This window comes from Capnocytophaga sp. oral taxon 902 (assembly GCF_013394735.1).
Lineage (GTDB): Bacteria > Bacteroidota > Bacteroidia > Flavobacteriales > Flavobacteriaceae > Capnocytophaga > Capnocytophaga ochracea.
This window is the reverse complement of sequence record NZ_CP058261.1, coordinates 2739007-2765445: the sequence shown is the minus strand read 5'-3', so window position 1 is coordinate 2765445 and position 26439 is coordinate 2739007. Positions and strand designations below refer to the sequence as shown.

The 26439-nt window shown below is 38.8% G+C and carries 19 protein-coding genes, 2 tRNA genes and 3 rRNA genes; 7 read left to right on the top strand and 17 right to left on the bottom strand.

The window, feature by feature from the left end; genetic code table 11:
* Positions 1-2: 2 nt before the first annotated feature.
* The 4 genes from HW278_RS11910 to HW278_RS11895 all read right to left on the bottom strand — a co-directional run bounded on the left by HW278_RS11910 (position 3) and on the right by HW278_RS11895 (position 2727).
* Positions 3-521 (bottom strand): hypothetical protein, encoded by a 519-nt coding sequence (locus HW278_RS11910; RefSeq protein ID WP_106095448.1) that lies wholly within the window; start codon positions 519-521, stop codon positions 3-5.
* A 67-nt stretch (positions 522-588) separates the two neighbouring features.
* The gene (locus HW278_RS11905; RefSeq protein ID WP_009418247.1) at positions 589-1041 is read right to left on the bottom strand and encodes a retropepsin-like aspartic protease; all 453 of its coding nucleotides are present in this window, start codon (positions 1039-1041) and stop codon (positions 589-591) included.
* On the bottom strand, positions 1026-2099 hold the full coding sequence (locus tag HW278_RS11900) for a mannose-1-phosphate guanylyltransferase (RefSeq protein WP_002671844.1): 1074 nt from the start codon (positions 2097-2099) through the stop codon (positions 1026-1028). The genes HW278_RS11905 and HW278_RS11900 overlap by 16 nt, the downstream gene beginning before the upstream one ends.
* Positions 2100-2127: 28 nt before the next feature.
* Positions 2128-2727: a SprT-like domain-containing protein gene (locus HW278_RS11895; protein WP_053580585.1), complete on the bottom strand. Its 600-nt coding sequence runs from the start codon at positions 2725-2727 to the stop codon at positions 2128-2130.
* A 100-nt stretch (positions 2728-2827) separates the two neighbouring features.
* Between HW278_RS11895 and HW278_RS11890 the strand changes: the two genes are divergently transcribed.
* Positions 2828-3349, top strand: a complete 522-nt coding sequence (locus HW278_RS11890) for a hypothetical protein (protein WP_048746400.1) — start codon at positions 2828-2830, stop codon at positions 3347-3349.
* A gap of 112 nt (positions 3350-3461) precedes the next feature.
* Here HW278_RS11890 and HW278_RS11885 read toward each other — a convergent pair whose 3' ends face one another.
* Entirely contained in the window at positions 3462-4436 is a 975-nt protein-coding gene (locus tag HW278_RS11885; RefSeq protein WP_002671829.1) for a deoxyhypusine synthase family protein, read from the bottom strand.
* A gap of 470 nt (positions 4437-4906) precedes the next feature.
* Here HW278_RS11885 and HW278_RS11880 point away from each other — a divergent pair, with 470 nt between their 5' ends.
* The 6 genes from HW278_RS11880 (at position 4907) to HW278_RS11855 (ending at position 12483) form a co-directional block, all read left to right on the top strand.
* On the top strand, positions 4907-5623 hold the full coding sequence (locus HW278_RS11880; RefSeq protein WP_048746402.1) for a hypothetical protein: 717 nt from the start codon (positions 4907-4909) through the stop codon (positions 5621-5623).
* A gap of 111 nt (positions 5624-5734) precedes the next feature.
* The gene (gene pta, locus HW278_RS11875) at positions 5735-7810 is read left to right on the top strand and encodes a phosphate acetyltransferase (RefSeq protein WP_178977934.1); all 2076 of its coding nucleotides are present in this window, start codon (positions 5735-5737) and stop codon (positions 7808-7810) included.
* Between the two features lie 62 nt (positions 7811-7872).
* A complete protein-coding gene (locus HW278_RS11870) occupies positions 7873-9078 on the top strand; it encodes an acetate/propionate family kinase (RefSeq protein ID WP_178977933.1) in 1206 nt (401 codons plus the stop codon).
* 89 nt (positions 9079-9167) lie between these two features.
* On the top strand, positions 9168-9623 hold the full coding sequence (locus HW278_RS11865) for a DUF1569 domain-containing protein (protein ID WP_178977932.1): 456 nt from the start codon (positions 9168-9170) through the stop codon (positions 9621-9623).
* A gap of 420 nt (positions 9624-10043) precedes the next feature.
* Positions 10044-11435 carry an arginine decarboxylase gene (locus tag HW278_RS11860; protein ID WP_178977931.1) on the top strand — a complete coding sequence of 464 codons (1392 nt, stop codon included), beginning with the start codon at positions 10044-10046 and terminating at the stop codon, positions 11433-11435.
* 100 nt (positions 11436-11535) lie between these two features.
* The gene (locus tag HW278_RS11855) at positions 11536-12483 is read left to right on the top strand and encodes a DUF4421 family protein (protein ID WP_178977930.1); all 948 of its coding nucleotides are present in this window, start codon (positions 11536-11538) and stop codon (positions 12481-12483) included.
* 15 nt (positions 12484-12498) lie between these two features.
* Here HW278_RS11855 and HW278_RS11850 read toward each other — a convergent pair whose 3' ends face one another.
* From HW278_RS11850 to purE, 12 genes are all read right to left on the bottom strand, one after another.
* Entirely contained in the window at positions 12499-13155 is a 657-nt protein-coding gene (locus HW278_RS11850) for a hypothetical protein (RefSeq protein WP_178977929.1), read from the bottom strand.
* Positions 13130-13990: a DUF805 domain-containing protein gene (locus tag HW278_RS11845; protein ID WP_178977928.1), complete on the bottom strand. Its 861-nt coding sequence runs from the start codon at positions 13988-13990 to the stop codon at positions 13130-13132. The genes HW278_RS11850 and HW278_RS11845 overlap by 26 nt, the downstream gene beginning before the upstream one ends.
* A gap of 52 nt (positions 13991-14042) precedes the next feature.
* Entirely contained in the window at positions 14043-14879 is an 837-nt protein-coding gene (locus tag HW278_RS11840) for a tetratricopeptide repeat protein (protein WP_178977927.1), read from the bottom strand.
* A gap of 535 nt (positions 14880-15414) precedes the next feature.
* Positions 15415-15525, bottom strand: a 5S ribosomal RNA gene (gene rrf / locus HW278_RS11835).
* A 194-nt stretch (positions 15526-15719) separates the two neighbouring features.
* Positions 15720-18563: ribosomal RNA gene (locus HW278_RS11830) — 23S ribosomal RNA — on the bottom strand.
* A gap of 162 nt (positions 18564-18725) precedes the next feature.
* Positions 18726-18799: transfer RNA gene (locus HW278_RS11825), tRNA-Ala, on the bottom strand.
* A gap of 95 nt (positions 18800-18894) precedes the next feature.
* Positions 18895-18968: transfer RNA gene (locus HW278_RS11820), tRNA-Ile, on the bottom strand.
* Positions 18969-19106: 138 nt separating this feature from the next.
* Positions 19107-20624 (bottom strand): 16S ribosomal RNA (locus HW278_RS11815).
* Together the 16S, 23S and 5S rRNA genes with 2 tRNA genes alongside form the textbook arrangement of a ribosomal RNA operon.
* 358 nt (positions 20625-20982) lie before the next feature.
* On the bottom strand, positions 20983-21972 hold the full coding sequence (locus HW278_RS11810; protein WP_009411842.1) for an aspartate-semialdehyde dehydrogenase: 990 nt from the start codon (positions 21970-21972) through the stop codon (positions 20983-20985).
* 19 nt (positions 21973-21991) lie between these two features.
* Positions 21992-23920 (bottom strand): LysM peptidoglycan-binding domain-containing protein, encoded by a 1929-nt coding sequence (locus tag HW278_RS11805; RefSeq protein WP_111973412.1) that lies wholly within the window; start codon positions 23918-23920, stop codon positions 21992-21994.
* Between the two features lie 59 nt (positions 23921-23979).
* Entirely contained in the window at positions 23980-25527 is a 1548-nt protein-coding gene (guaA, locus tag HW278_RS11800; protein WP_178977926.1) for a glutamine-hydrolyzing GMP synthase, read from the bottom strand.
* Positions 25520-26005, bottom strand: a complete 486-nt coding sequence (purE, locus tag HW278_RS11795) for a 5-(carboxyamino)imidazole ribonucleotide mutase (protein ID WP_016478654.1) — start codon at positions 26003-26005, stop codon at positions 25520-25522. Before purE ends, guaA begins: the two co-directional genes overlap by 8 nt.
* Positions 26006-26439 lie beyond the last annotated feature (434 nt).

The window sequence follows — 26439 nt, the reverse complement described above, 5'->3', positions numbered from 1 at the left end:
TTCTACTGTTTGTTAGTTTTATAAGTCCCAAAAACAAAATTAGAATCTACTATTTTATTGCCTTCTTGATTTACGAGTACCAAATCAGTGATGCTTATTTGATGGTCATAACGCAACAAAGCACCTGTTGTTTCATTATAAATGGGACGTGAGACAATTGTAACAGTTCCTCCTGTCGCTTCAATTTGCGAAGTAACATTAGGGGTAGCAGGAGGATAAGCATTACAAAAATAATTGGTAGTTACCGCATCGCTGAAAGTACGGTAATAAAGTTTAAAATTAGTGGGTATAGTGCCTGAAACAGTCTTTTCTTTATTTTCTAAAATATTAGCAGGTAAATTAAGAATAAGTGCTTGCTTTTGACTATATTTGAATAAAAAAGTAGCCGTAGTATCATTGGTCGTACAAGATAGCACATCAGAATTTTCAAATGAAATGGTATCTACTTCCAAATTACCATCATTGCAAGCTATTGCAAATAGCCCTATCACAAAGGCAAAATAAAGTGTCTTTTTACTCATCAAGTATAAATGTTTTTGCAAATGTACGAAAAAAATATGAACCTACAACAAGAGGTAATACATTTTGCTATTTAGGAGCCCAATAGAGATACAACCTTTTCTTTGCATAATCTATCACAGCTTTTCTCTTTTGGAGTACTTCAGCTCCTATAATACCGTGAACAGGGGGTGTTTGAAACTCTGCTAATGCTTCGTTTACGTGAGTTAAATCAAAAAGCACTAAAGGAAGTTTGTGCATACTCATTCCTCCTATCTCTAAGTGATTTTTTGCGGCAACTTGTGTTTCCATACCACTTGCTCCTGCTCCTGCTGCTTTTATTTCGGAGGCTTCGGCTTGCAGATTAAAATAGGTTATCCACTCTACTCCTACACAGGTGTTAGAAGCCCCCGTATCCAAAATAAAACGTCCTTCTACTCCATTGATTTTAGCTTGTAGAACAAAGTGTTTGGTAAGCGTAAATTCAAGAGGAACAGAGGTGTATCCCTTCTCGGTGAGTAACTTCTTTAATGTAATCCCCATTTATTCTTTACTTCGTTTACTATCTCTTTAATGTTTTGTTCTTTTGCCTTGGGATAAATCAACAATACATCGTCTCTATCTACCACTATGTAGTTCTTGAGTCCATCTATTACCACACATTTATCACCTTCGGTGCGGATAATATTGTTTTCGGCATCTTTAAGTAATACTCTTGCATTAATTACAGCATTTTGGGCACTATCCTTAGGGGTCTTGTCGTGTAGAGAGCCCCAAGAACCTAAATCGTTCCAATCGAAATTAGCGGGCAGTACATAAATGTTAGTAGACGGCTCTAAAATAGCGTAATCTACCGATATATTTTCGGCTTTCGGATAAGCTTTAGCGATAAAATCGACTTCGTTTTCAGTATTATAAGTAGCTTTACCTTTCTCAAAGAGTTCATACATCACCGGTTGATAGGTTTTATAAGCAGTAAGTACCGTTTGTGTACTCCATATAAAGATACCCGCATTCCACAAAAAATTACCTTGTTTTAAAAACTCTTTGGCGGTATCGTAATCAGGTTTTTCTCGAAACTGATTTACTTTTTTGATATTAGTATTATCGTCTTTGTCATACTGAATGTAACCATAACCAGTGTTAGGGAAAGTAGGTACTATACCCAAAGTAAGAATATTGTCGGCTTTCTGTGCAGCATTAAAACAAGTAATCACATTGTGCATAAAAGCTTTTTCGTCTTCAATCCACGCATCGCTGGGGGCTACTATCATCACGCCATTGGGGTTGCGTTTGTTCACTTTCATTGCGGCATAGAGTATACACGGAGCTGTATTGCGCATACAGGGCTCTAATACCAAGTTTTTAGGCAATATATTAGGAATTTGTTCCTCTACAATCTCTTTGTAACGTTCGTTAGTAAGAATGAGAATATTCTCTTGCGGAATAAACTTCTGCAAGCGAGAATAAGTGCGCTGTAAAAGCGTTTGCCCTGTACCGAGCATATCGTGAAATTGTTTAGGATATTCAGTTGTACTTACAGGCCAAAAGCGCGAACCTATGCCTCCTGCCATAATCACTGCATAATAATTGTTCACCATAATATTTGTAATATTTTAATTCAAGATTTTAAGTTTTTATGAGCTCTACTTCGGCGTGAGGTTGAAAGATATACTTCTTGCCTGAGCCGAGTTCCACACAATCATAACATTTCACACGGCGTTGTCCTTTGCGAAATACGCGTCCGTCTTTGATACGAAACGTACTACCTAAAGGAATCTCATAAATAAAGCTCATATTTTCATTGATATCAAACTGTTTTAGGGCGATTGTCAATGCGGGGTCTACATCACTAGTAGACATAGGGTTGAGAAAGTGCCGTTGTAATACTCCTAATAATTGCTGAGGGAATATCTCAGGGATGATAAAAGGTTTCATCAGTTGTTGGAAAGTGTATTTCCATTCGTTACCGTGAGGTTTGATAAGCCGTCCAAAGCGTTCAAAAGCTACCAGATGAGCTACTTCGTGAATAAAAGTTATCAAGAAACGATACTTATTAGCAGTAGCATTCATTGTGATGAGATGTTGCCCGTTAGGAAGTTGCCGATAGTCGCCGTGCCTTGTTTTTCGTTCGTTTACAATTCTCAAATAGATGTTGTTTACTTTTATCAGTTCAAAACAAGGTGTTACTGCGTTATCAGGTAAATATTTAACAAGAATTTCTCTCATAGCCTGCAAATGTACAAATAATATTTTATACCCACAAATAAAATTTGCCAATTTACTAATTTTCTCTACCTTTGCCGTGTTTGTTTGAAGAAAAGAAAAGATGCAATTTAAGAGTTATTTAAAATTCCTTTTAAAATCTACCAATGAGCACGGGGTGCACTCACCTTTTGTCTACAACTTTGTAACTCGTTGCTTGTACAATAAACAATTAGTAAATCGTCAAGAAATCAAGGGTTTTCCTCCTACCCTATCCAAAAGACAATTAATGTTATTATTGAAGATTATTCGCTATTTAGAGGTAAAAACTATTTTCACTGATGAAGATGTGCTAAATAGTATAACTGCTATAAAAGAAACCTGTAACATTAGCTTTCAGTTGCAACCTTCTGTTACATACGACTTGCTTTTTATCAATTACCCCAAAGAAGATTTAAGTATTTATCTAAATTATATGCACAACGATAGTATTCTTATCATCAACAATATTTACCAAAAAGAAAAAGCCTCTCTATGGCAAGCTCTTACTGCTAATGAAAGGGTTACGGTGTATATAGACGTCTACTCCCAAGGCTATATTTTCATAAGAAGAGAACAAGGAAAAGAAGGGTTCTATATAAGGTAAAAGGTAAAAGATAAAAGGTAAAGCCAGCGAGGGCTCACAGCTGGATATATGAGTAAAAGGTAAAAGGGAACAAGTACCACTATACTTGTTCCCTTTTATCTTTTAGTTTAAATTACTTACCTAAAAGATAAGCAAAAATAAGAGGTGCTACAATGGTAGCATCGGATTCTACTATAAATTTAGGGGTGTCAATATCTAATTTACCCCAAGTAATCTTCTCATTAGGCACTGCTCCTGAATAAGAACCGTAGCTGGTGGTAGAATCGGAAATCTGACAGAAATACGACCAGAAAGGTACGCCTTCCCATTCCAAATCTTGATACATCATAGGTACCACGCAGATAGGGAAATCACCAGCAATACCGCCTCCTATTTGGAAGAAACCTACGCCCTTACCCGCTGAATTGGCACGATACCATTCGGTGAGATAAATCATATACTCAATACCTGTTTTCACAGTAGAGGCTTTCAAGTTTCCTTTGATTACATTGGCAGCGAAGATGTTACCGGTAGTTGAATCTTCCCAACCTGGACATACGATAGGCAAGTTCTTTTCGGCTGCTGCCAATATCCAAGAGTTTTTAGGGTCGATTTCATAATATTGCTCCAATACCCCCGATTTCACTACTTGATATAGATATTCGTGAGGAAAATAGCGCTCACCTTTACTTTCGGCTGCGTGCCATACATCTTCTAAGTGTTTTTGTAAACGACGGAAAGCTTCTTCCTCAGGAATACAAGTGTCGGTTACACGGTTGTAATGACCGTCGAGGAGTTCTCTTTCTTGCTCAGGAGTGAGGTCGCGATAATGAGGAACACGCTTGTAATGAGAGTGCGCTACAAGATTCATCACATCTTCTTCGAGGTTCGCCCCTGTACAAGAGATAATATCTATTTTTCCTGCGCGAATCATCTCGGCAAGCGAAATGCCTAATTCTGCCGTACTCATTGCTCCAGCAAGTGCTACGAGCATTTTTCCGCCTTCAGTGATATGGGTTTCATATCCTTTGGCAGCATCAACTAAAGCTGCTGCATTAAAGTGTAAAAAGTTTTTCTCGATAAATTGAGAAATAGGTCCTTTACTCATTTCTTTACTTTAAAATCTAAATTGTTGGTGCAAAGATAATACATTTAAATTTACTGACAAATTATCACGGACAAAAATATTATAATGATGAAAACGAGCTTAATAGTATAGGGCAAGATTAGGTATAAGAAACAAGAAAAGAAAACGAAATTATAAATAACAAGGAAATGTACTTTTGTTTGAAAAAATCTTATACTTAGCTTATAGGGAGCTTATAGGAAGCTTATACGAATCTTGGACGATTGGTATAGAAAGGGTATATAAACAGTTGATAATAAGAGGTTAAGAGTGAAGAAAAAAGGTAATTTTGAGGGCAATAAAACGAAAGAAAAACAAAGGAGCAACGAGCTAAGATACACGAACGAGAAAGAGCCAAATAAAGAGATGTGAGGTACAGAAACTTTCTTGTTTGATTAATTATTAAAAAATTCCTTATCTTTGTGCTTTCAACTGATATTCTTATAAGAACGATGAAACGACTACTTTTTATCTTTACTTTATTATTTTGCTCTTATGTGGTAAAAGCTCAAGAGAACGCACAAGCTTACAATCAAGTTATCAAGACTTTGGGAATTCCTAAAAACAAGATTGATAAAGACTTGTATACCGAAAAGGTATTGCCTTACGACACTCATAAATTGGTAATGGTATTTCCTATAAGAAAAGGGGACGACGAAAACGAGGCAACATTTGACCTTTATGTGGTGGTGTATGACTTCTTACAACAACGAATAACACAGTCGTATAAGGGAATTGATGAGTATTATTCGGATGCTGTTGAATTACAAGAGCTTTCTATTGATACGGCTAAGTTTATACTTACCGAAGGAATACGTGCTTTTGGCATTCGGGCTTTCTATAAAAATGGTAGCAAAGTAAATCCTTATTCTGAAGAAACATTTAGTTTGTTTTTACCAGAAAACACTTCTCTTAAAAAAATACTGCATCAATATCAATTAAGTACATATAACGGAGAATGGAGCTATAACTGTGAAGGAAGTTGGTCAGATGAGCGTAATTCTATGTTTATAATGGATAGTAAAAAAACAAATGGCTATTTTAACATTAAGGATAAACAGACTTTTATTAGAAAGGCTACAGATAAAAATTGCGATGATAAAGTAGTGGAAAAAAGCACTAAAACTGTATTCTTGAAATATAACGGCAAGGAGTATAAAGAAGAATAGATATTGATTATTGAGGTATTAAAAATAAAAATATCTTTTTTATGTTGCTTTCTTAAATTATATTGTTACCTTTGCAACTTAATATATAAACACTAAAAAGTAAATAAAAAAATGAATAAATCTGTTTATATCATCGCTACCAATGCACACAGCGGTAAGTCGGTGGTGAGTTTGGGTGTGTTGCAAATGATTATGCGCAACACTGCTAAGGTAGGTTATTTTAGACCTATTGTAGAAAGTAAATCTAAAAAAGACACTTTCATCGAGACTGTCTTGGAGCACTTTCAGCTCGATATGAGTTACGATGAAGCCTATGCTTACACACGTCAGGAGGTTATCGCTCTTAAAAACGAAGGCAATATAGGGGAAGTATACGACACTATCATCAAAAAATACAAAGCCTTAGAAAGCAAATTCGACTTTGTTTTAGTGGATAGTTCAAGTACTATAGACGATAGCTATTTCGACCCAAACTTCAACGCTTCGGTAGCACAAAGCCTCAACATTCCTGCTTTGATAGTGCTTAAAGACAACTTTTCATCAGAAGATGAATTGGTGAACCAAGTACAGGCAGATCTTAACAACTTCTTGGAAAAAGATTTGCGCGTACTTAGCGTATTTGTAAACAAGGCTACTAATGCCACTGCTAATACGCTCAGCAAATTAGAACAACGTTTTAAAGATATAACCTTCACTTTGATTCCGCGCAAAGAAGAGCTTTCACGCCCTACTATCCGCGAGATAGCCAATGCACTCAACGTTGAATTCCTTTACAAAGGCGACAATATAGACGTTACCACCAAACGTACCATTGTGGGAGCTATGCAACTTTCTAACTATTTAGCCAAACTAAACGAAGATACTTTGGCTGTACTCCCTACCGACCGTATTGACCTCATAGCAGGTTCTTTGGTGGCTAACTATTCCAATTTCTCTAATATCAAAGGGGTAGTACTATACGGCGACTTAACTCCCGACCCTTCAATGAGTAAGATTTTAGATGGTATCCAAAAGAACATTCCTATAATGATAGCTAAAACAGATACTTTTGAAACTGCTAATATCATTGGGAATACAAAATCAAGCATCTATCCTGAAAATACTGAAAAGGTAAAAATGCTTCTTCAACTATTTGATGAAAATGTAGATGCTGCGAAACTCAACAGCAGTATAGCCTCTTTCAAATCGGAAACTATTACCCCTCGTATGTTTCAATACAATATGGTACAAAAAGCACGTGCAGGACAAAAACGCATTGTGTTACCAGAAGGTACTGACGACCGTATTCTTACAGCAGCTTCCCAATTGGCAGAGGACGAACTCGTTTACCTCACTATCTTGGGAGAACCCGAAGCGATTAAAACACGAGCTAAGAACATTTTGGGCTTGAAATGGAACGAAGAGCGTATCAGTATTATCAATCCTGCCGAGAGTGATAAATATGAGGCGTATGCTGAAAAACTATACGAATTGCGCAAGAGCAAAGGATTGGAGCTTTCGCAAGCCAAAGACTTAATGCTCGATTCGTCTTATTTCGGTACAATGATGGTATTCTTAGGCGATGCTGATGGTATGGTATCAGGGGCTGTAAATACTACTGCTCACACTATCCGTCCGTCTTTGCAATTTGTAAAGACCAAACCAGGGGTAAACACGGTATCATCAGTATTCTTTATGCTCTTGCACGACCGCGTACTAGTATATGGTGACTGCGCCGTAGTGCCTAACCCTACTGCTGAACAATTAGCCGATATCGCTATTAGCTCTGCCGACTCAGCTATTGCTTTTGGTATTGAACCTAAGGTAGCACTCCTCTCCTACTCTTCTGGCAACTCAGGTAGTGGTGCTGATGTTGATAAAGTGCGTGAAGCAACAGCCCTTGTAAAAGAACGTCGCCCAGAGTTACTCGTAGAAGGGCCTATACAATATGACGCTGCGGTAGACCCAAAAGTAGGGAAACAAAAGATGCCAAATTCACCTGTGGCAGGACAAGCCAATGTGCTTATTTTCCCTGACCTTAACACTGGTAATAACACCTATAAGGCGGTGCAACGCGAAACAGGCGGTTTAGCCATAGGGCCTATGCTACAAGGATTAAAGAAACCCGTAAACGACCTCAGTCGTGGGGCTCTTATTCCTGATATTTACAACACTGTACTTATCACTGCGATACAATCAGAGTTTTAGTATCCTCCCCTGCCCCCTCTCCAAAGGAGGGGAAAACTAACGACTAATAACAAAAGACTAAAATGGAAATATTAATCATTAATTCAGGGAGTTCATCTCTCAAATATCAGCTTATCGACTCTAAAACAGGAGAATCAAAAGCAAAAGGAATTGTAGACCGCATCAATATTGACGGTAGCTACGTGAAATATGTGGCTGTAAAAAACGGCAAAGAGATAGAAGTGAAGAAAGAACAACCTATTCCTACTCACGAAGTGGGTATGAATTTGGTAGCTGAACTTCTTACAGACCCCGAAGTAGGCGTTATCCACAACCCTAGCGATATTAAAGGGGTAGGACACCGCGTAGTACACGGAGGTGAGAAGTTTGTACAACCTACTGTAATTACTGATGAGGTAGTAGCCGAAATTAAACGCCTTATTCCACTATCACCTTTGCACAACCCAGGACATTTAGAAGGGATACGCGTAGCACAAAAACTCTTTAATAAAGCTACTCACGTAGCCGTTTTTGACACTGCTTTCCACCAAACAATGCCTGCTAAAGCCTTTCGCTATGCCATTCCTAATGAATACTATGAAAAATACGGATTGCGCGCTTATGGATTCCACGGCACTAGTCATAAGTATGTAGATGCACAGGCTCGTAAACACCTTAATAATCAACATATCAAGAACATTACCATTCACTTGGGCAATGGGGCGAGTATGGCTGCTGTAAACGAAAAAGGACAATGTGTAGACACTTCAATGGGACTTACACCACTCGATGGACTCATTATGGGAACGCGCACTGGACAGATAGATGCCTCAGTAGCTTTCTTTTTGGGGCAAGAACTGGGTATGAGTTATGAAGAAGTGAAAACATTATTCAACAAGAAGAGTGGTATGCTTGGACTTACAGGACACTCTGACGCTCGCGATGTAGCAGCTCTATATCGTTCAGGTGATGCCAATGCAGCCCTTTGCTATGAGATGTATGGCTACCGTATTCAGAAGTTTATAGGAGCTTACGCAGCAGCACTTAACGGTTTGGATAGCATTGTATTTACCGCAGGTTTGGGCGAAAACGATGCTCTTACACGTTCATTTGCTTGTAAGCACTTAGATTTCTTTGGTATCAAGCTTGATGAGAAGAAAAACGAAGAGCTCAATCATCCTACTAAACCGGTAGAAATACAAGCTACTGATAGTCGTGTAAAAATACTTATCATCCCTACTAATGAAGAATTGCAAATAGTAAATGAGATAGTAGATTTGGTAAAATAACAAATAATTAGACTATACACTTTGCTAAAGGAACGAGTCGCATAGGCAATTCGTATCTTTGGCAAAGCTTTTTAAAACAACTCTCAGTAATGAAAAACTTATATAACGAAGTCGATAAAAACGAAATACTACATCGTTTAGAAAATTTAAAAGTAGATGCTGAGCGTAAATGGGGAAAAATGAACATTGTACAGATGTTAGCCCATTTGAACGCCTCTATAGAAACACCCTTAGGCAAGAACTTTCCGAAGAGAATGTTCATTGGTAGAATCATAGGAAAATTGATGAAGAAAAAGTTTCTAAACGACCAACCAATGGCAAAAAACGCTCCAACCGATAAAATGTATGTCGTTACCGATATTTCTATTGATGATTTTGACAAGGAAAAGCAAAAAACTAAAGAACTCATCACCCTTTTCTACACCAATGGAAAAGAAAAATGTAGCACTCACCCACATTCTTTTTTTGGAAAACTCTCTCCTGACGAATGGGGTATTCTTCAATGGAAACACTTCGACCACCACTTGAGACAGTTTGGAGTATAAAATCAATGGTAGAGAAGCGCAAACTATGGTAAAATGTTTTTTATACCGATGAAGGATATATAAAAATAGAAAAATAGGAATCGGTTCTGGAATGGGCTCACAATACTTTTTTCCATCGAATGTATTTGTAATTTAAAAATAATAATTACTTTTGCATTCTGATAAGTAATGATACACTATCACCGAACTATAAAATAATTTAATTACTAAAAACCTTTGGTTGCTGAAAATGAACATCTTATTTTTAAGTTATTTTCACTCTGCACGTACTCATTCCTTGCAAATTAAGTTTAAGGCTAAGAGCCTTTCACCGCTTCGTATTTGAATCAGGTGTAATTAGGTAATATGAATAGATAGCCAAGATGTTATCTGAATATTTTTTACTAAAAATTTACTCATTATTTAAATTACACTGTACAAATGAAAAATAAATATATCGACCTAATTGACCAAACCTATTACTTCCCACAAGACGAATTTACTTTAGATGGCGATGAACTTCGCTTTCACAATATCGATTTAATGGAGCTCGTTCGCAAGTATGGAGCACCGCTTAAATTTATGTATCTCCCAAAAATATCCGAGAATATTCAGCGCGCCAAAAGATGGTTTGAAAAGGCTATCAAGAAGCACAAGTACAAAGGAGCATACAACTATTGTTATTGCACTAAAAGTTCGCATTTCAAACACGTAATGGTAGAAGCATTGAAGAACGATATTCATATGGAAACCTCTTCAGCTTTTGATATCAATATCATCAATAATCTTATCAATGACGGACTTATTAGTAAAGAGACTCACATTCTATGCAACGGTTTCAAGCGCGATGCTTATATCGATGGCATAGCTGACCTTATCAATCGTGGCTACCACAACTGTATTCCTATCATTGATAACTATGAGGAAATTAATTTATTTGAAGAAAAAATAAAAGGTTCATACAGTATAGGTATTCGTATTGCTTCTGAAGAAGACCCTCGTTCAGAATTTTATACCAGTCGTTTGGGAATTGGTTATAAAAACATTGTTCCTTTTTACAACCGTGAGATTAAGGACAACCCTAAAGTACAACTCAAAATGTTGCACTTTTTTATCAATACGGGGATTAAAGACAATGCCTACTATTGGAATGAGCTCCTCAAGTGTTTGCGTGTGTATATCCAACTCAAAAAGGTGGCTTCTGAACTCGACAGCCTTAATATAGGCGGTGGTTTTCCTATCAAGAGCTCGTTAGCTTTTGAATTCGATTATGCTTATATGGTAGACGAGATTATCCGTCAGATAAAAATCACTTGTGACCAAGAAAAAGTGCCTGTACCAAATATCTTTACTGAATTTGGTAGTTTTACAGTAGGCGAAGCTGGGGGGGCTATTTATGAGATAATGTATCAAAAGCAGCAAAACGACCGTGAAAAATGGGATATGATAAACTCCTCTTTCATTACTACCTTACCTGACTCTTGGGCTATCAACAAGCGTTTTGTACTATTGCCTATTAACCGTTGGAACGATGAGTACGAACGCGTACTGCTCGGTGGACTCACTTGTGATGGTGACGATTATTACAACAGCGAACAGAATATGAACGCTATCTATTTACCAAAATACAACAAAAATAAGCCACTGTATATAGGTTTCTTCAACACAGGAGCTTATCAGGATAGTATTGGAGGAGTAGGAGGCTTACAACACTGTTTGATTCCACAACCTAAAATAGTACTTATTGATAAAGATAAAAATGGGAACCTTACCTCTCGTCTCTTTATGGAGCAACAAAAAGCTGACGAAATGCTAAAGATTTTAGGCTACTAAATGCAGTATATACTTTGCAAAGTCTTACGACTTTGAAAAAGTATTTCTAATAATACCTAAACATTTAATTCCTAGTTCTTAAAATCTAATATCTAACAAAATGAAATACATAATATTATTTTTCTTATCAATCACTACTCTATGGGCACAAGATACCACTTCCACTAAGAAGCATTACTATAAAATGTGGATAAAACCTTCTTTAAGTATCAATTATCTATCAATAGATATAGAAGATGAACCATTAAATCCTGCTTTGAAAAATAAGTCGTTATTGCCCAACTACCCACTTACAGTTGGGTTAGGATTTGGTATCCACAATACTTATATTAACCTTGATTATGCTCAGAGTGTTGCCCCTTTGCGCAATGAGAGCAAATACGGAAAAACAAGATATTTTGATTTTCAGTTACATTCATTTGTAAGTCAAAAGATTTTACTTGATTTCTATTATCAAAGTTATAAGGGTTTTTACTATGAAGAAGGCAAGAATAATATTCAGATATTGGCAGATACTCGTATACAACAAATAGGTTCTGAAATGTTATATTTCTTCAACTTGAAAAACTTTTCAGTAAAGAATATTTTCAACCCCGATGGAGACCCTTTGCGACCTACTTTCAGTTGGTACGCAGGAGCTGGAATCTATTATCACAAAGTAGCAATTCCTGCTATTTCACTTGATGAGGATACTTTTAGACATATACAAGGAGGCTTCAGTGGAGGCGTTTCGGGAGGTATCGAAATATTGCCTCGCCTTACCTTTACAGCTTTAGCGGGTATGGGATTCTATTTTGGAGGTGAAGTTAATCCACTAAGCAAAATGAAGTTTAATCAGTACGTAAACTTTAGGCTTAATACTTCATTATCTTATACACAAAAAGACTGGTCACTTGCCTTTTCAATTCTTTACAACAACAAGAATTTATACTTTAAAGATGTTGATTTACTGGGTATTAATACTGCGAATTTTAAACTTACATACATAAAACAAATCAAATTCTCTACTCGTCGCAGTAACAAAGTAACTCGTTATTTAGGAATGTAAAATTTAAGTAGAAGGTTATCTTCTTCTCTTCACATTTTTTATAGTATCATCTATCACTCGGTCATAGATTTTACTCTTACCCCAATGTTCCTTTTGATAAGTAGTCAAACGCTGTATTAGAGCTTCTCTCTCTTTTTTATTATTAGGAGATTTTAAAAACAATCTATATTCCGACATAACCTTATAATACGCCAATTCATAAGAAGGTATATAACCATTTTCACTATATATTGCTACTAAGTTTAGTACCTTTTCAAATTGTAATCCGTCAAAAGCCTGCTTCAAAGTAGTTAACTGATGTTGTTTTGCTTTTTGAGAGCGAATACTTAAAAATATTTCTTCAGTATCAGGATATGATTTCAATGAATCACTCAATAATTTTATTCCACTTAAATCTGCCGCCCTTTTATCAATATGAGAGAGATAATAAGCTATTTGTTCTCTTATTCTCATCACTCTACTGAAGTCGAACTCAGCAATGTGTTCTTCATAATCTTTGGTAATTAAATCATACTCTGTTTGAATTAACAAATATAACGAATCTAAGTCCTTATAAACCTCTCTTGTCTTTTGTGCGTTTACTTCCCAAAAGTAAAATATACATAAATATAATAAAACTCGTTTCATAATCTTTATTGTTGTTTGATTAATGTCCTTGAATAATATCTGCATATTTATCCCAAGCTCTGGCTATCTTATATTTTTCTACAAATTCAATAGGCACATAAATAGCTTTCAATTTCTCATCATTATATGCCAAATAACCTTCCAACATAGGAGGTTCTTTAGCCTCAAGTGTTATACTTTCTGGACAATTCTTACCAAAAATACAATTACCTATATGTAAACATTTACTAGGGAAAGTCACTGAACACAAATGCTCACAATCGTCAAGAGCAAAATCACTAATAAAGTTAAGATGTTCTGGAAAAATAATATAAATGAGCTTATTGCAACCATAAAATACATCTCTTCCTATAGAACTCACTTTATTAAGTATTGGGTCAGCAGACATATTGATAGACTCTACCTCAGTATCAAGCCATTTCTTCAGAATAGTATCATCTTTTGTAACTACAAAATCATATCTATGAGAAGTATTACCCTCAGAAATATCTTCAGCTATCGGTTGATATGCTCTAACTAAGGACAGTTGTAAAATAGATGAAGAAGAGGTTGATACATTGAAAAAATTTACTCTCTTTTTAGGGTCTTCTCCGTATTCATTTTTTCCTAATACACCTTCTGAAAAAAGTAAAAAGAAAGGATTATAGAAAGGTAAAAGCACATACCAGCCACTTTGCCCCAAGTCGTGTGAACGTTTCACTGATTGAGCTAAAATAAACCAAAACAATAATGTAAAGAATAAAAACTTTATTACTATTCCTAAAGTTACTACGGCATCTATTACACCCAAAAATATAAGAGCAAAATAATCTATAATAATAGATAGTCCAAATTCTGTACGCCTAATACGCCCTTCAAAAAGAAAGATATTCTTAAACATATATCACTAATTTATAATTATCTTATCTTTCTTATTCCTAACTTTATAGTTATTACTGCTGAATAGCGTTTAAATACTCACAAGCTTTAGGACTATTATTCCTACACCCCTTCTCAAACCAGTAAATAGCCCTTTTTTGTGATTTATCCACACCAGTACCAGCATAATAGCAAAATCCTAAAATAGTTTGAGCTTCCTTGTCTCCTTGATTGGCTGCTTTTTCAAACCAAAAGATAGCCTTAGTATACGACTGAGGTATTCCCTGCCCCTTGAAATAATAAGAACCTAAATTGCGTTGTGCCTCAACATCACCTTGATTAGCAGCTTTCTCATACCAAAGTACCGCATCACTATCCGATTGTGCCACTCCTAAACCTTTGTAGTAACAATATCCTAAAAAACTCTGTGCCTCTGCAAAATCTTGATCAGCTGCTTTCTGAAACCACAATACAGCTTGTTCATCCGATTGTTTTACTCCTTGCCCTTTGTGATAGCACACACCTAATTTCGATTGAGCCTCAGCATACCCCTGTTCAGCTGCTTTCTGAAACCAATAAGCTGCTTTTTCATAAGACTGTACAACTCCTTTCCGATAATAATAACAAAGTCCTAATTTCGTCTGTGATTTTACATCACCCTGTTCTGCTGCTTTTTCATACCAAGCAACAGCTTTAGGAAAAGACTGAGGTACTCCAATACCTTTTTCATAATTAGTTGCCAAACGCACTTGAGCTTCCATATCACCCTTTGTGGCTTTCTCTACCAAAGTCTTAAAGTCTTCCCGTTGAGCATAACTCATACCAAAGAAAAATAGCAAGCAAACAAACCAAGCTTTAAAGCAAAGTTTGTTCAGTTTTTTTAATACTTTTGAGTTGAATATTATATTCATATGTCAGCGAATTAAAAGTTAATAATAATGATAGTGAAGAGGTCAGTTTTATATTATCTTCGATGGCAAAGATAAAACATTATTTTATACAAAACAAGTTTTTTGATTATTTCTTATACACCTCTTAAAAATAGGCAATATATCATAACATATAAAATAAAGGAATTTTTTAGTATATTTTATCTTCATTAAATCTTCACCCATTCTTCGTTCATTCTTCGTTCATTGTTCGTCTTTTCTTCGTCTTAGCTTCGCTCTTCCTTCGAATAAACCCTATTTTTCAAGTATTTCACTTACCTCACAAGCTTTCTTTCGCTACTCAATCAAAAACTTTTCACTCCTAACTTTTTAGATATTTTTTGTATAACAATTGTTCAAAATTCATATAAGGTTCATATAAGCTAAACTTTTTTTTGCAATATACAGCTTTGTTAATTCTCCTACTTTTTCTCCAACTCGTCCTTCCCCTTCCAAGCAGTCCCACAACTTCTAACAACAAAAAAAGAGCAATTCTTTATCAGAATTGCTCTTTATAAGAAGGCGGCGACATACTCTCCCACAACAAGTGTAGTACCATCTGCGCTAAAAGGTTTAACTGCTCTGTTCGGAATGGTAAGAGGTGAGACCTTTGACTATAACCACCTTAAATCGTTTTAGGTAAGAGGTAAGAGGTAAAAGATAAGAGCTTTTTAAAACTCCTTTTTGTATCTTAACCTAAAATACCAATTCCTAATCATATTTTTAACATATAGGGATAAAAAACATATTTTCTCAATTGACAATTGATAATTAATAATTAACAATTGTTCTAACTAACGTTTCAGTAAAAAAAGAATGCTGCGCGAAAAGTCTACGGGTGATTAGTATTACTCGGCTATGATGTTACCACCGTTACACCTGTAACCTATCAACGTGGTCATCTCCCACGACCCTTAAAAGAAATCTCATCTTGTGGCGGGTTTCGTACTTATATGCTTTCAGCACTTATCCCATCCGCACTTAGCTACTCTGCTATGCCCTTGGCAAGACAACAGATACACCAGCGGTGCGTCCAACTCGGTCCTCTCGTACTAGAGTCAGATCCACGCAAATTTCTAACGCCCACAGTAGATAGAGACCGAACTGTCTCACGACGTTCTGAACCCAGCTCGCGTGCCACTTTAATGGGCGAACAGCCCAACCCTTGGGACCTTCTCCAGCCCCAGGATGTGACGAGCCGACATCGAGGTGCCAAACCCCCCCGTCGATGTGAGCTCTTGGGGGAGATCAGCCTGTTATCCCCGGCGTACCTTTTATCCTTTGAGCGATGGCCCTTCCATTCGGAACCACCGGATCACTATGCTCTACTTTCGTACCTGATCGACTTGTGAGTCTCTCAGTCAAGCTCCCTTATGCCATTGCACTCTACGCACGGTTACCAAGCGTGCTGAGGGAACCTTTAGAAGCCTCCGTTACTCTTTTGGAGGCGACCACCCCAGTCAAACTACCCTCCACGAATTGTCCCCTGCACTCTGCAGGGTTAGACCTCAGATAAGCAAAGGGTGGTATTTCAACAACGACTCCACAACTACCAGAATAGCCACTTCATAGTCTCCCACCTATCCTACGCATCACTTATCCAAGACCAATACGAAGATATAGTAAAGGTGCACAGGGTCTTTTCGTCCCACTGCGGGTAATCGGCATCTTCACCGATACTACAATTTCACCGAGCTCATGGCCGAGACAGTGTCCAAATCGTTACACCATTCGTGCAGGTCGGAACTTACCCGACAAGGAATTTCGCTACCTTAGGACCGTTATAGTTACGGCCGCCGTTTACTGGGGCTTCAATTCAAACCTTCGTGTTACCACTAAGCTCTCCTCTTAACCTTCCAGCACCGGGCAGGTGTCAGACCCTATACCTCATCTTTCGATTTTGCAGAGTCCTGTGTTTTTGATAAACAGTCGCTTGGACCTTTTCACTGCGGCCTATCTTACGATAGGCGACCTTTCTCCCGAAGTTACAGGTCTATTTTGCCTAGTTCCTTAGCCATGAATCTCTCGAGCGCCTTAGAATTCTCATCCCAATCACCTGTGTCGGTTTACGGTACGGGCATTAATCTTCGCTTTTCTTGGAAACGTTGTCACCACTCTATCACCTCGACCGAAGCCTCAGTGTACTATCAAAGCTATAACTGCTCCTTTAACGTACTATTCCGTCAGTACGCGGTAGTTATCTCGTTCCGTCACTTTTATCAGATTAATGGTACGGGAATATTAACCCGTTGTACATCCACTTCCCCTTCTCGGGTGCGCGTTAGTCCCCGACTAACCCTCAGCTGATTAGCATAGCTGAGGAAACCTTGATCTTTCGGCGGGCAGGTTTCTCGCCTGCCTTATCGTTACTTATGCCTACATTTTCTTTTCTATCAGCTCCACTACGGCTCACGCCTTTAGCTTCTACGCCTATAGAATGCTCCCCTACCGGTAGGTACTTCTGTACTACCCCATAGCTTCGGTAATATGCTTATGCCCGTTTATTATCCATGCCCAACCGCTCGACTAGTGAGCTGTTACGCACTCTTTAAATGTATGGCTGCTTCCAAGCCAACATCCTAGCTGTCAGTGCAGTCAGACCGCGTTTGGTCAACTTAGCATATATTTGGGGACCTTAGCTGATGGTCCGGGTTCTTTCCCTTTAGGATATGGACCTTAGCACCCATACCCTCACTGCTGATGAGCATTTAATAGCATTCGGAGTTTGTCAGGAATTGGTAGGCGATGAAACCCCCGCATCCAATCAGTAGCTCTACCTCTATTAAACTCACACCAACGCTGCACCTAAATGCATTTCGGGGAGTACGAGCTATTTCCCAGTTTGATTGGCCTTTCACCCCTACCCTCAGGTCATCCGAAGTCTTTTCAACGACAACCAGTTCGGTCCTCCACGCTGTGTTACCAGCGCTTCAACCTGCCCAAGGGTAGATCACCAGGTTTCGCGTCTACTACTACCAACTTAACGCCCTATTCAGACTCTCTTTCGATGCGGATTCGTATCTGAAATACTTATCCTCGCTGGTAACAGTAACTCGTAGGCTCATTATGCAAAAGGCACGCCGTCACAGCCTAACGCTGCTCCGACCGCTTGTAAGCGTATGGTTTCAGGGTCTATTTCACTCCGTTATTCACGGTTCTTTTCACCTTTCCCTCACGGTACTAGTTCACTATCGGTCTCTCAGGAGTATTTAGCCTTACCGGATGGTCCCGGCTGATTCAGTCAAGGTTCCTCGTGCCCCGACCTACTCAGGATTCCCATAAGATTTATAAAACTGTACCTATACGAGACTTTCACTCTCTGTGGTGTGTCTTTCCAAACACTTCTAATCCAGCTCTACAACCTATATCTGGGTCCTACAACCCCCACTCTGCCGTAACAAAGTGGGTTTGGGCTATTCCCATTTCGCTCGCCACTACTTTGGGAATCACTTTTGTTTTCTTCTCCTCTGCCTACTAAGATGTTTCAGTTCAGCAGGTTTGCCCACCTTTACGATGTAGTACATCTTCAATGTACTGGGTTGCCCCATTCGGATATTTGCGTATCATCTCGTATGTGCCAATACACGCAACTTTTCGCAGCTTATCACGTCCTTCTTCGCCTCTGAGAGCCTAGGCATCCCCCATACGCCTTTACATAACTTTTCGCGCTTGTAGTCCTAGTCAATTGACAATTAACAATTGATAATTGTCAATTATCTAGGTACCTCTCGTTCTCTTTGATTCTTTTTAATATTTCGTTAGATTAATCAATAATCTATTATTGATCTCTTATGCTCTTTATCCCAATATGTCAATGTACGTTTGTTGTGGAGAATAAGGGATTCGAACCCTTGACCCCCTGCGTGCAAGGCAGGTGCTCTAGCCAGCTGAGCTAATTCCCCCTGTCTCTAGGTAAGAGATATGTGGTAAGAGGTAAGAGGATCCTTCCCCTAGCTCACTCCTAGAAATTTCCTTCTTTTTAAGCTTCTTTTGCTTGTAGTCCCAGGCAGACTCGAACTGCCGACCTCTACATTATCAGTGTAGCGCTCTAACCAGCTGAGCTATGAGACTTTGTTCTAATTAGCAAATTTGTAAATTAGCAAATTTGCAAATTTTATTTTGTTGCCAGCAAGATTTAAAGAATCAAATATACCATCAGTCATTAATCATTAATAATTAACCATTAATAATTAAATCGGTCTTCTCTAGAAAGGAGGTGTTCCAGCCGCACCTTCCGGTACGGCTACCTTGTTACGACTTAGCCCCAGTCACTAGTTTTACCCTAAACAGCTCCTTTAGGTAACCGTCTTCAGGTACTCCCAGCTTCCATGGCTTGACGGGCGGTGTGTACAAGGCCCGGGAACGTATTCACCGGATCATGGCTGATATCCGATTACTAGCGATTCCAGCTTCACGGAGTCGAGTTGCAGACTCCGATCCGAACTGTGACCGTCTTTATAGATTCGCGCCTGCTCACGCAGTGGCTGCTCTCTGTAACGGCCATTGTAGCACGTGTGTAGCCCAAGATGTAAGGGCCGTGATGATTTGACGTCATCCCCACCTTCCTCTCGGTTTGCACCGGCAGTCCCATTAGAGGGCTCGACTCGACTCGTTAGCAACTAATGGCAGGGGTTGCGCTCGTTATAGGACTTAACCTGACACCTCACGGCACGAGCTGACGACAACCATGCAGCACCTTGAAAACTGTCCGAAGAAAAAGGTATCTCTACCTCTGTCAGTCCCCATTTAAACCTTGGTAAGGTTCCTCGCGTATCATCGAATTAAACCACATGCTCCACCGCTTGTGCGGGCCCCCGTCAATTCCTTTGAGTTTCATTCTTGCGAACGTACTCCCCAGGTGGGATACTTATCACTTTCGCTTAGCCACTCAATCCTTAAACCAAACAGCTAGTATCCATCGTTTACAGCGTGGACTACCAGGGTATCTAATCCTGTTCGCTCCCCACGCTTTCGTCCATCAGCGTCAATTAATTGTTAGTAATATGCCTTCGCTATCGGTGTTCTGTGTAATATCTAAGCATTTCACCGCTACACTACACATTCCAACTACTTCACAACCATTCAAGACCAACAGTTTCAAAGGCAGTTGCTCAGTTGAGCTGAGCGCTTTCACCTCTGACTTACAAGCCCGCCTACAGACCCTTTAAACCCAATGATTCCGGATAACGCTCGCATCCTCCGTATTACCGCGGCTGCTGGCACGGAGTTAGCCGATGCTTATTCATAAGGTACCGTCATCAAACTACGCGTAGCCCTTATTCTTCCCTTACAAAAGCAGTTTACAATCCATAAGACCTTCATCCTGCACGCGGCATGGCTGGATCAGTCTTCCGACCATTGTCCAATATTCCTCACTGCTGCCTCCCGTAGGAGTCTGGTCCGTATCTCAGTACCAGTGTGGGGGACATCCCTCTCAGAACCCCTATCTATCATAGCCTTGGGGAGCCGTTACCTCTCCAACTAGCTAATAGAACGCATACTCATCTTTCACCACCTAAGCTTTAATAGTATCACGATGCCGTGCTCCTATACTATGGGGTATTAATCCAAATTTCTTCGGGCTATCCCCCAGTGAAAGGCAGATTGTATACGCGTTACGCACCCGTACGCCGGTCTCAGTTACCCGAAAGTAACTTCCCCCTCGACTTGCATGTGTTAGGCCTGCCGCTAGCGTTCATCCTGAGCCAGGATCAAACTCTTCATCGTTAAATTCTTTTATATCTTCTAACCGATCTTCAAGTTATTGACTTCAGGTTTCACTCAATCCTTTAAATCTTCTTTGTGCTGTACAACATTATGTCAAGGTACGTGTTGTTTCTTTCTTTTAGGCGTATGCTATACCCCCTACAAATGTGCCTTATCGTCTCATTTGCGGGTGCAAAGGTACACCTTTTATCTTTACCTCCAAAATTTTTATACATTTTTTTTCGAAGATTTTTTTAATAATTTGATAAGTAATTGATTATAAGATTTATAAAATTTTATATATTTTATTTTCTTATTATCAATGTAACACTTTTTTATATTTTCTAAGCATTAATACTTTTCAAATACATCATCATTACTACAACAGTTTATGTGCGATAAGATACTCAGCAATCTGTATGGTATTAGTAGCAGCTCCTTTGCGCAGGTTATCAGCTACTACCCATAAGTTAAGAGTATTAGGTTGTGACTCATCACGACGGATACGCCCTACAAATACGTCATCTTTGCCGTGAGCGTACAGTGGCATAGGGTAAGTATTCGTATCAGTGTTATCCTGCACCTTAATCCCAGGCGATTGTGCTAAGAGCGCACGTACTTCATCAATATTAAAATCCTTTTTCAATTCTACATTCACCGCTTCACTATGTCCGCCTACTACTGGTATGCGCACCGCTGTAGCTGTTACTGCAATACTGTCGTCTCGGAGTATCTTTTTAGTTTCACGCACCAATTTCATTTCTTCCTTGGTATAACCATTATCTTCAAACACGTCACAATGAGGAATCACATTGCGGTGTATTGGGTAATGATAAGCCATCTCGCCTTTTTCTCCTTTGTATTCGTTTTCTAACTGGCGTACGGCTTTCACTCCTGTACCTGTAATCGATTGGTAAGTAGAGACTACCACACGCTTGATACCGTATTTCTTTTGTAAAGGAGCTAAAGCTACGAGCATCTGTATCGTAGAACAATTAGGGTTTGCAATAATCTTATCGTCTTTCGTAAGCACATCGGCATTGATTTCAGGAATTACCAATTTTTTAGTGTCGTCCATACGCCACGCCGATGAGTTATCTACCACTGTTGTCCCTACTTGGGCAAACTTAGGTGCCCATTCTTTTGAGACGGTAGCTCCTGCTGAAAAAAGAGCTAAATCGGGTTTGAGTGATACGGCTTGTTGTAAGCCTATCACAGTATATTCAGTTCCTTGAAAAGTAATTTTCTTCCCTACTGACTTCTCTGATGCTACGGGAATTAATTCGGTTACAGGAAATTTGTGTTCTGCAAGTACTTCTAACATCACGTTACCTACCATTCCGGTAACGCCTACTACTGCTACTCTCATTTTTAATTATAATTTTGTTTTATTTTAATTCTTTTACTTCCATATTGTCATACTGTACAATATATACGCCTTGGTTTTCATAGCCACCTCCCTTATAAGCATTTTTTAGGTAGGCAAATTTATTCTCTAAGTAAGAAGTCTCCCCTATACGTGTATTGGCACTGGTAAGATTACCCGATACTCCCAAACGCAATACAGCATCCATAGTAAGGTCAAACCCGCGAATAGCATACTTATTAGGTAGAATACCATAAGTCTTTAAATATCGCGCAGAAAAACTATCTGTACCATTAGAATATTTATTTACAGTAGGATAAGTAAAACGTAAATCGGATAGCTGGTTGTTAGAAAGATTATTAGAATCGTATACTGAACCTCTATCCACAGTCGCCAACATAATCTTAGGGAAGGTATTGTTCCTTTTAGATTTAAGCGCATTGTGCAACAAACGCACTGCCATCGACACGTAACCTATATCATTCGACTGTAATAACACTACATTTTCCTTGTTGTAGTTTAGAGCATTAACAAATCCATTAGCTGACATTTCGGTTACTACCTTAGCATTAGGGAATGAACGCTCTAATTTCTCACGCAAAGAACTATTCTTGCTATCAGCTAAGATAATCATATTCTCATCTGAATAGTTTTTATTCAGATAGTCAATCATTTGTGCTTGTAACACCTCATCGTTCGGTAAGGTCTGATACACATTAGGATTGAGAGTTATATTCTTATTAGATAAGGGGGCTAATAATATCGTATTGTTACTTGTAACCAATGATGCTAAAGTATTAAACGATTTGGTGGTAAAAGGACCTATTACTACTTGTGAGTTCTGTACTGAGGCGTTAGAAGCTATCTTCTTTAAGTCACCTTCACTATCGTATACATTCACTTTAAACTTATATCCCATTTTTTGAAGAGAGTCCAAAGCTATTAGAGCTCCTGAATAGAAATCAGTAGCCACAGGAGTTAGTTTATTTTCAGTAAGTCTAGATTTTATAATAGCAATTTGGCCAGTGCTGACATCCGATAGTTTAAAAGGTAAAATATAAGATATCTCCTTCACATTGGCTGGTGAAGATGCTGAACGCAAGGTATTGTTAGAATTCTGAAAGTTGTAGTTTGCTGTATTATTCTGTGAAGCACTTTTATAGTGTTCGTAATTCTCTTTTGGTATCCATATTTGAGCATCGCTTTTCAATCCATCTTTAAGACTAGGATTTAGTTTCACAAGTTCAGCTTCCGATAAACCAAACTTACGTTCTAAGCTGTAAAATCCTTCCCCTCTCTCCACAAGATAAAGCACCACTTCTTTCTTAGTATTAGGGCGAGCTGGTGGTTCAGGCTCTGTACTATCGGTAGAAGAGGCTGGCACCCAGATTTCTTGCCCTTCTCTTATACTATTAGGGTTGAAACCTTTTTCGTTTTTGTTCAGCTTTTCCAATTCCTCTACACTCACATTGTGGTTTTTAGCAATGCGCCAAAGCGTTTCTTGTGGTTTTACTACGTACCGCTTTTGTCCTTGTACGCTTTTTTGTACCATTTCAGCTGTTTTGCTAAATAGCGGAATAGTAATACGCTCACCCTCTTGTAACTCTCTTATATAGAGGTCTAAATTATAACGCTTTAAATCATCAATAGTGATGTTGTATTTTTGCGACAGACCAAAGAAAGTCTCACCCCCTTTTACCAAGTGAGTCGTAAACCCTACAGGACGTTGGGTATTGTAATGCTTCACTTTACTAATAGGAATATTAATGGTCATTCCCTTTTGTACTCCATCTTTAAGCCCTGGATTGAGTTTTAAGATGTCAGCGGGCGAAAAGCGATAGGTCTTAGCTATATTTTCAATACTTTCATAGTTATTTGCTGTGTACGTTTGCGGTTGTGCATAGGCAACTCCTAAGCACAATAACAAAGCTAATGTAAAAAGTTGTTTCATAATATTGTCTTATGATTTATTTTTTTAGTGTTAATTGATAATTCTAAATTGTTTATTGTCTATTCCCATTCTATCGTGGCAGGCGGTTTACTGCTGATATCGTACACCACACGGTTTACACCTTTCACCTTATTGATAATATCGTTAGACACTTTTTGCAGAAATTTATAAGGTAAGTCTACCCAATCTGCCGTCATACCGTCTATGCTTTCCACAGCGCGCAAGGCTACCACACGCTCGTAGGTACGTTCGTCTCCCATTACTCCCACACTGTTGATAGGCAGTAAAATAGCCCCTGCTTGCCACACTTTGTCGTATAAGTTATTTTCTTTCAGTGCGTTGATGAATATAGCATCTACTTCTTGCAAAATAGTTACCTTTTCGGCAGTGATATCTCCCAAAATGCGGATAGCCAATCCAGGTCCTGGAAAAGGGTGTCTGCCTAATAGTTCATCACTGATGCCCAAACTGCGTCCTACTCTTCGCACTTCATCTTTGAAGAGCATACGCAAAGGCTCTACTACTTTCAATTTCATATAGTCGGGTAAGCCTCCTACGTTATGATGTGATTTGATAGTAGCTGAAGGTCCCTTTACTGATAGTGATTCAATCACGTCAGGATAGATAGTGCCTTGTGCCAACCATTGAGCATCGGTAATTTTATGAGCCTCATCATCAAATACTTCAATAAAAACGCGCCCTATGGTTTTGCGTTTTTCCTCGGGGTCGGTTTTGCCTGCTAAGGCAGTAAGGAAACGCGCTGAGGCATCTACACCCTTCACATTCAGTCCCATACCCTCATATTGTTTCAGTACGTTTTCGAACTCGTTTTTGCGCAAGAGTCCATTATTTACAAAAATACAATGTAATTGCTTGCCAATCGCTTTGTTAAGTAATACAGCAGCTACCGTAGAGTCTACTCCTCCCGATAAGCCTAATATCACTTTCTCATTACCCACTTGTGCTTTTAGCTGGGCAACCGTCATTTCTACAAAGTTGTCGGACGTCCAATTAGGGGTAAGTTTCGCTATTTTGAAAAGGAAGTTAGCTAATAGCTTCATTCCATCAACTGAGTGGGTCACTTCGGGGTGAAACTGAATTGCGTAGGTTTCTTCTCCTTTTATGCGATAAGCCGCGTTCACTACATCAGGAGTACTCGCCAAACAAACCGCCCCAGTAGGCAATTGTTTGATAGTGTCACTATGGCTCATCCACACTACACTTCCTTCTGCAATCCCTTCAAAAAGAGGTTCATTAGGCTTAATATAGGTAAGGTGAGCACGCCCGTACTCTCGTATGTTCGAAGGGGCTACTTCACCACCGCCAAAGTGTGCCAAATACTGCGCTCCGTAACATACTGCCAAAAGGGGCTTTTTACCTTTCAGTGCTGATAGGTCTGGGTGCAAGGCTTCTGCACTACGCACCGAATAAGGCGAACCTGAGAGTATCACTGCCGAGAAGTCTTCTAAGTTCTCAGGCAAATGGTTGTAGGGGTGCATTTCGCAATACACGTTCAATTCGCGCACACGGCGTGCAATAAGTTGGGTGTATTGCGAGCCAAAGTCTAATAATAAAAGACGTGAGCCCTGAAAAGTATCTTTATTCATCGTCGAGGGTTGCTGCGGCAGTAAGCACCGCTTGTTTCAAATTTTCTTTATAATCAATCATTTTTTGCAAGAGCTCAGCGTCGGCACTTGCCAATATTTGCACGGCTAATAAACCTGCGTTCTTAGCAGCATTTAAAGCTACGGTAGCCACAGGCACTCCGCCAGGCATTTGTAAGATAGAAAGGATAGAATCCCAACCGTCAATAGAGTTACTGCTTTTCACCGGCACACCTATCACAGGCAAAGGCGACATCGAGGCGACCATACCAGGTAAATGAGCTGCACCCCCTGCTCCCGCAATAATTACCTGAATGCCTTTTTTATGAGCGTTCTTACTGAACTCCATCAGCTTTTCAGGCGTGCGATGCGCCGATACGATGTCTACCACAGTTGTGATACCAAAGGACTTGAGGATATCAATAGCGTCCTGCATCACAGGCAAATCACTCTTGCTTCCCATTACCACAGCTACTTTCATTTTGTCTATATTTTGGTGCAAAGGTACAAAAAAATATCAATTCACAATATAAAGGCTTTATATTTTGTTCCCTCGTGCTACTTCCTTGTAACCTTATCATTCGCCATTCGCAACTCGTCATTAATTTGGTATTATTAGTATTTTGGGTATTGTGGCATTAAATTCGCCTTCGCACTTTCTTCTAGTAAGCCTTGTCTTTTAGTCTAATAGCTATCTATACTTTTTTCTCTTGAAGAATGTTTATACTTCTATTTACCTTTGCTCATCTCACATTTTTGTATCGCCACACTCCCCTTTTAAAAAGATTACTTCTTTCCCTTATTTTCGTTTTTCTTCTACTTTAAATCCGCTTAAATCTCTTTTTTCTACTCATTCTTAATCCCTCATTATTAACTATTTATATACCCTTTCTATATCTATCTTCCAAGATTCGT

Coding starts and splice junctions, on each gene's coding strand:
- HW278_RS11910 (WP_106095448.1), bottom strand. CDS start 521: ATGAGTAAAAAGACACTTTATTTTGCCTTTGTGATAGGGCTATTTGCA.
- HW278_RS11905 (WP_009418247.1), bottom strand. CDS start 1,041: ATGGGGATTACATTAAAGAAGTTACTCACCGAGAAGGGATACACCTCT.
- HW278_RS11900 (WP_002671844.1), bottom strand. CDS start 2,099: ATGGTGAACAATTATTATGCAGTGATTATGGCAGGAGGCATAGGTTCG.
- HW278_RS11895 (WP_053580585.1), bottom strand. CDS start 2,727: ATGAGAGAAATTCTTGTTAAATATTTACCTGATAACGCAGTAACACCT.
- HW278_RS11890 (WP_048746400.1), top strand. CDS start 2,828: ATGCAATTTAAGAGTTATTTAAAATTCCTTTTAAAATCTACCAATGAG.
- HW278_RS11885 (WP_002671829.1), bottom strand. CDS start 4,436: ATGAGTAAAGGACCTATTTCTCAATTTATCGAGAAAAACTTTTTACAC.
- HW278_RS11880 (WP_048746402.1), top strand. CDS start 4,907: ATGAAACGACTACTTTTTATCTTTACTTTATTATTTTGCTCTTATGTG.
- pta (WP_178977934.1), top strand. CDS start 5,735: ATGAATAAATCTGTTTATATCATCGCTACCAATGCACACAGCGGTAAG.
- HW278_RS11870 (WP_178977933.1), top strand. CDS start 7,873: ATGGAAATATTAATCATTAATTCAGGGAGTTCATCTCTCAAATATCAG.
- HW278_RS11865 (WP_178977932.1), top strand. CDS start 9,168: ATGAAAAACTTATATAACGAAGTCGATAAAAACGAAATACTACATCGT.
- HW278_RS11860 (WP_178977931.1), top strand. CDS start 10,044: ATGAAAAATAAATATATCGACCTAATTGACCAAACCTATTACTTCCCA.
- HW278_RS11855 (WP_178977930.1), top strand. CDS start 11,536: ATGAAATACATAATATTATTTTTCTTATCAATCACTACTCTATGGGCA.
- HW278_RS11850 (WP_178977929.1), bottom strand. CDS start 13,155: ATGCAGATATTATTCAAGGACATTAATCAAACAACAATAAAGATTATG.
- HW278_RS11845 (WP_178977928.1), bottom strand. CDS start 13,990: ATGTTTAAGAATATCTTTCTTTTTGAAGGGCGTATTAGGCGTACAGAA.
- HW278_RS11840 (WP_178977927.1), bottom strand. CDS start 14,879: ATGAATATAATATTCAACTCAAAAGTATTAAAAAAACTGAACAAACTT.
- HW278_RS11810 (WP_009411842.1), bottom strand. CDS start 21,972: ATGAGAGTAGCAGTAGTAGGCGTTACCGGAATGGTAGGTAACGTGATG.
- HW278_RS11805 (WP_111973412.1), bottom strand. CDS start 23,920: ATGAAACAACTTTTTACATTAGCTTTGTTATTGTGCTTAGGAGTTGCC.
- guaA (WP_178977926.1), bottom strand. CDS start 25,527: ATGAATAAAGATACTTTTCAGGGCTCACGTCTTTTATTATTAGACTTT.
- purE (WP_016478654.1), bottom strand. CDS start 26,005: ATGAAAGTAGCTGTGGTAATGGGAAGCAAGAGTGATTTGCCTGTGATG.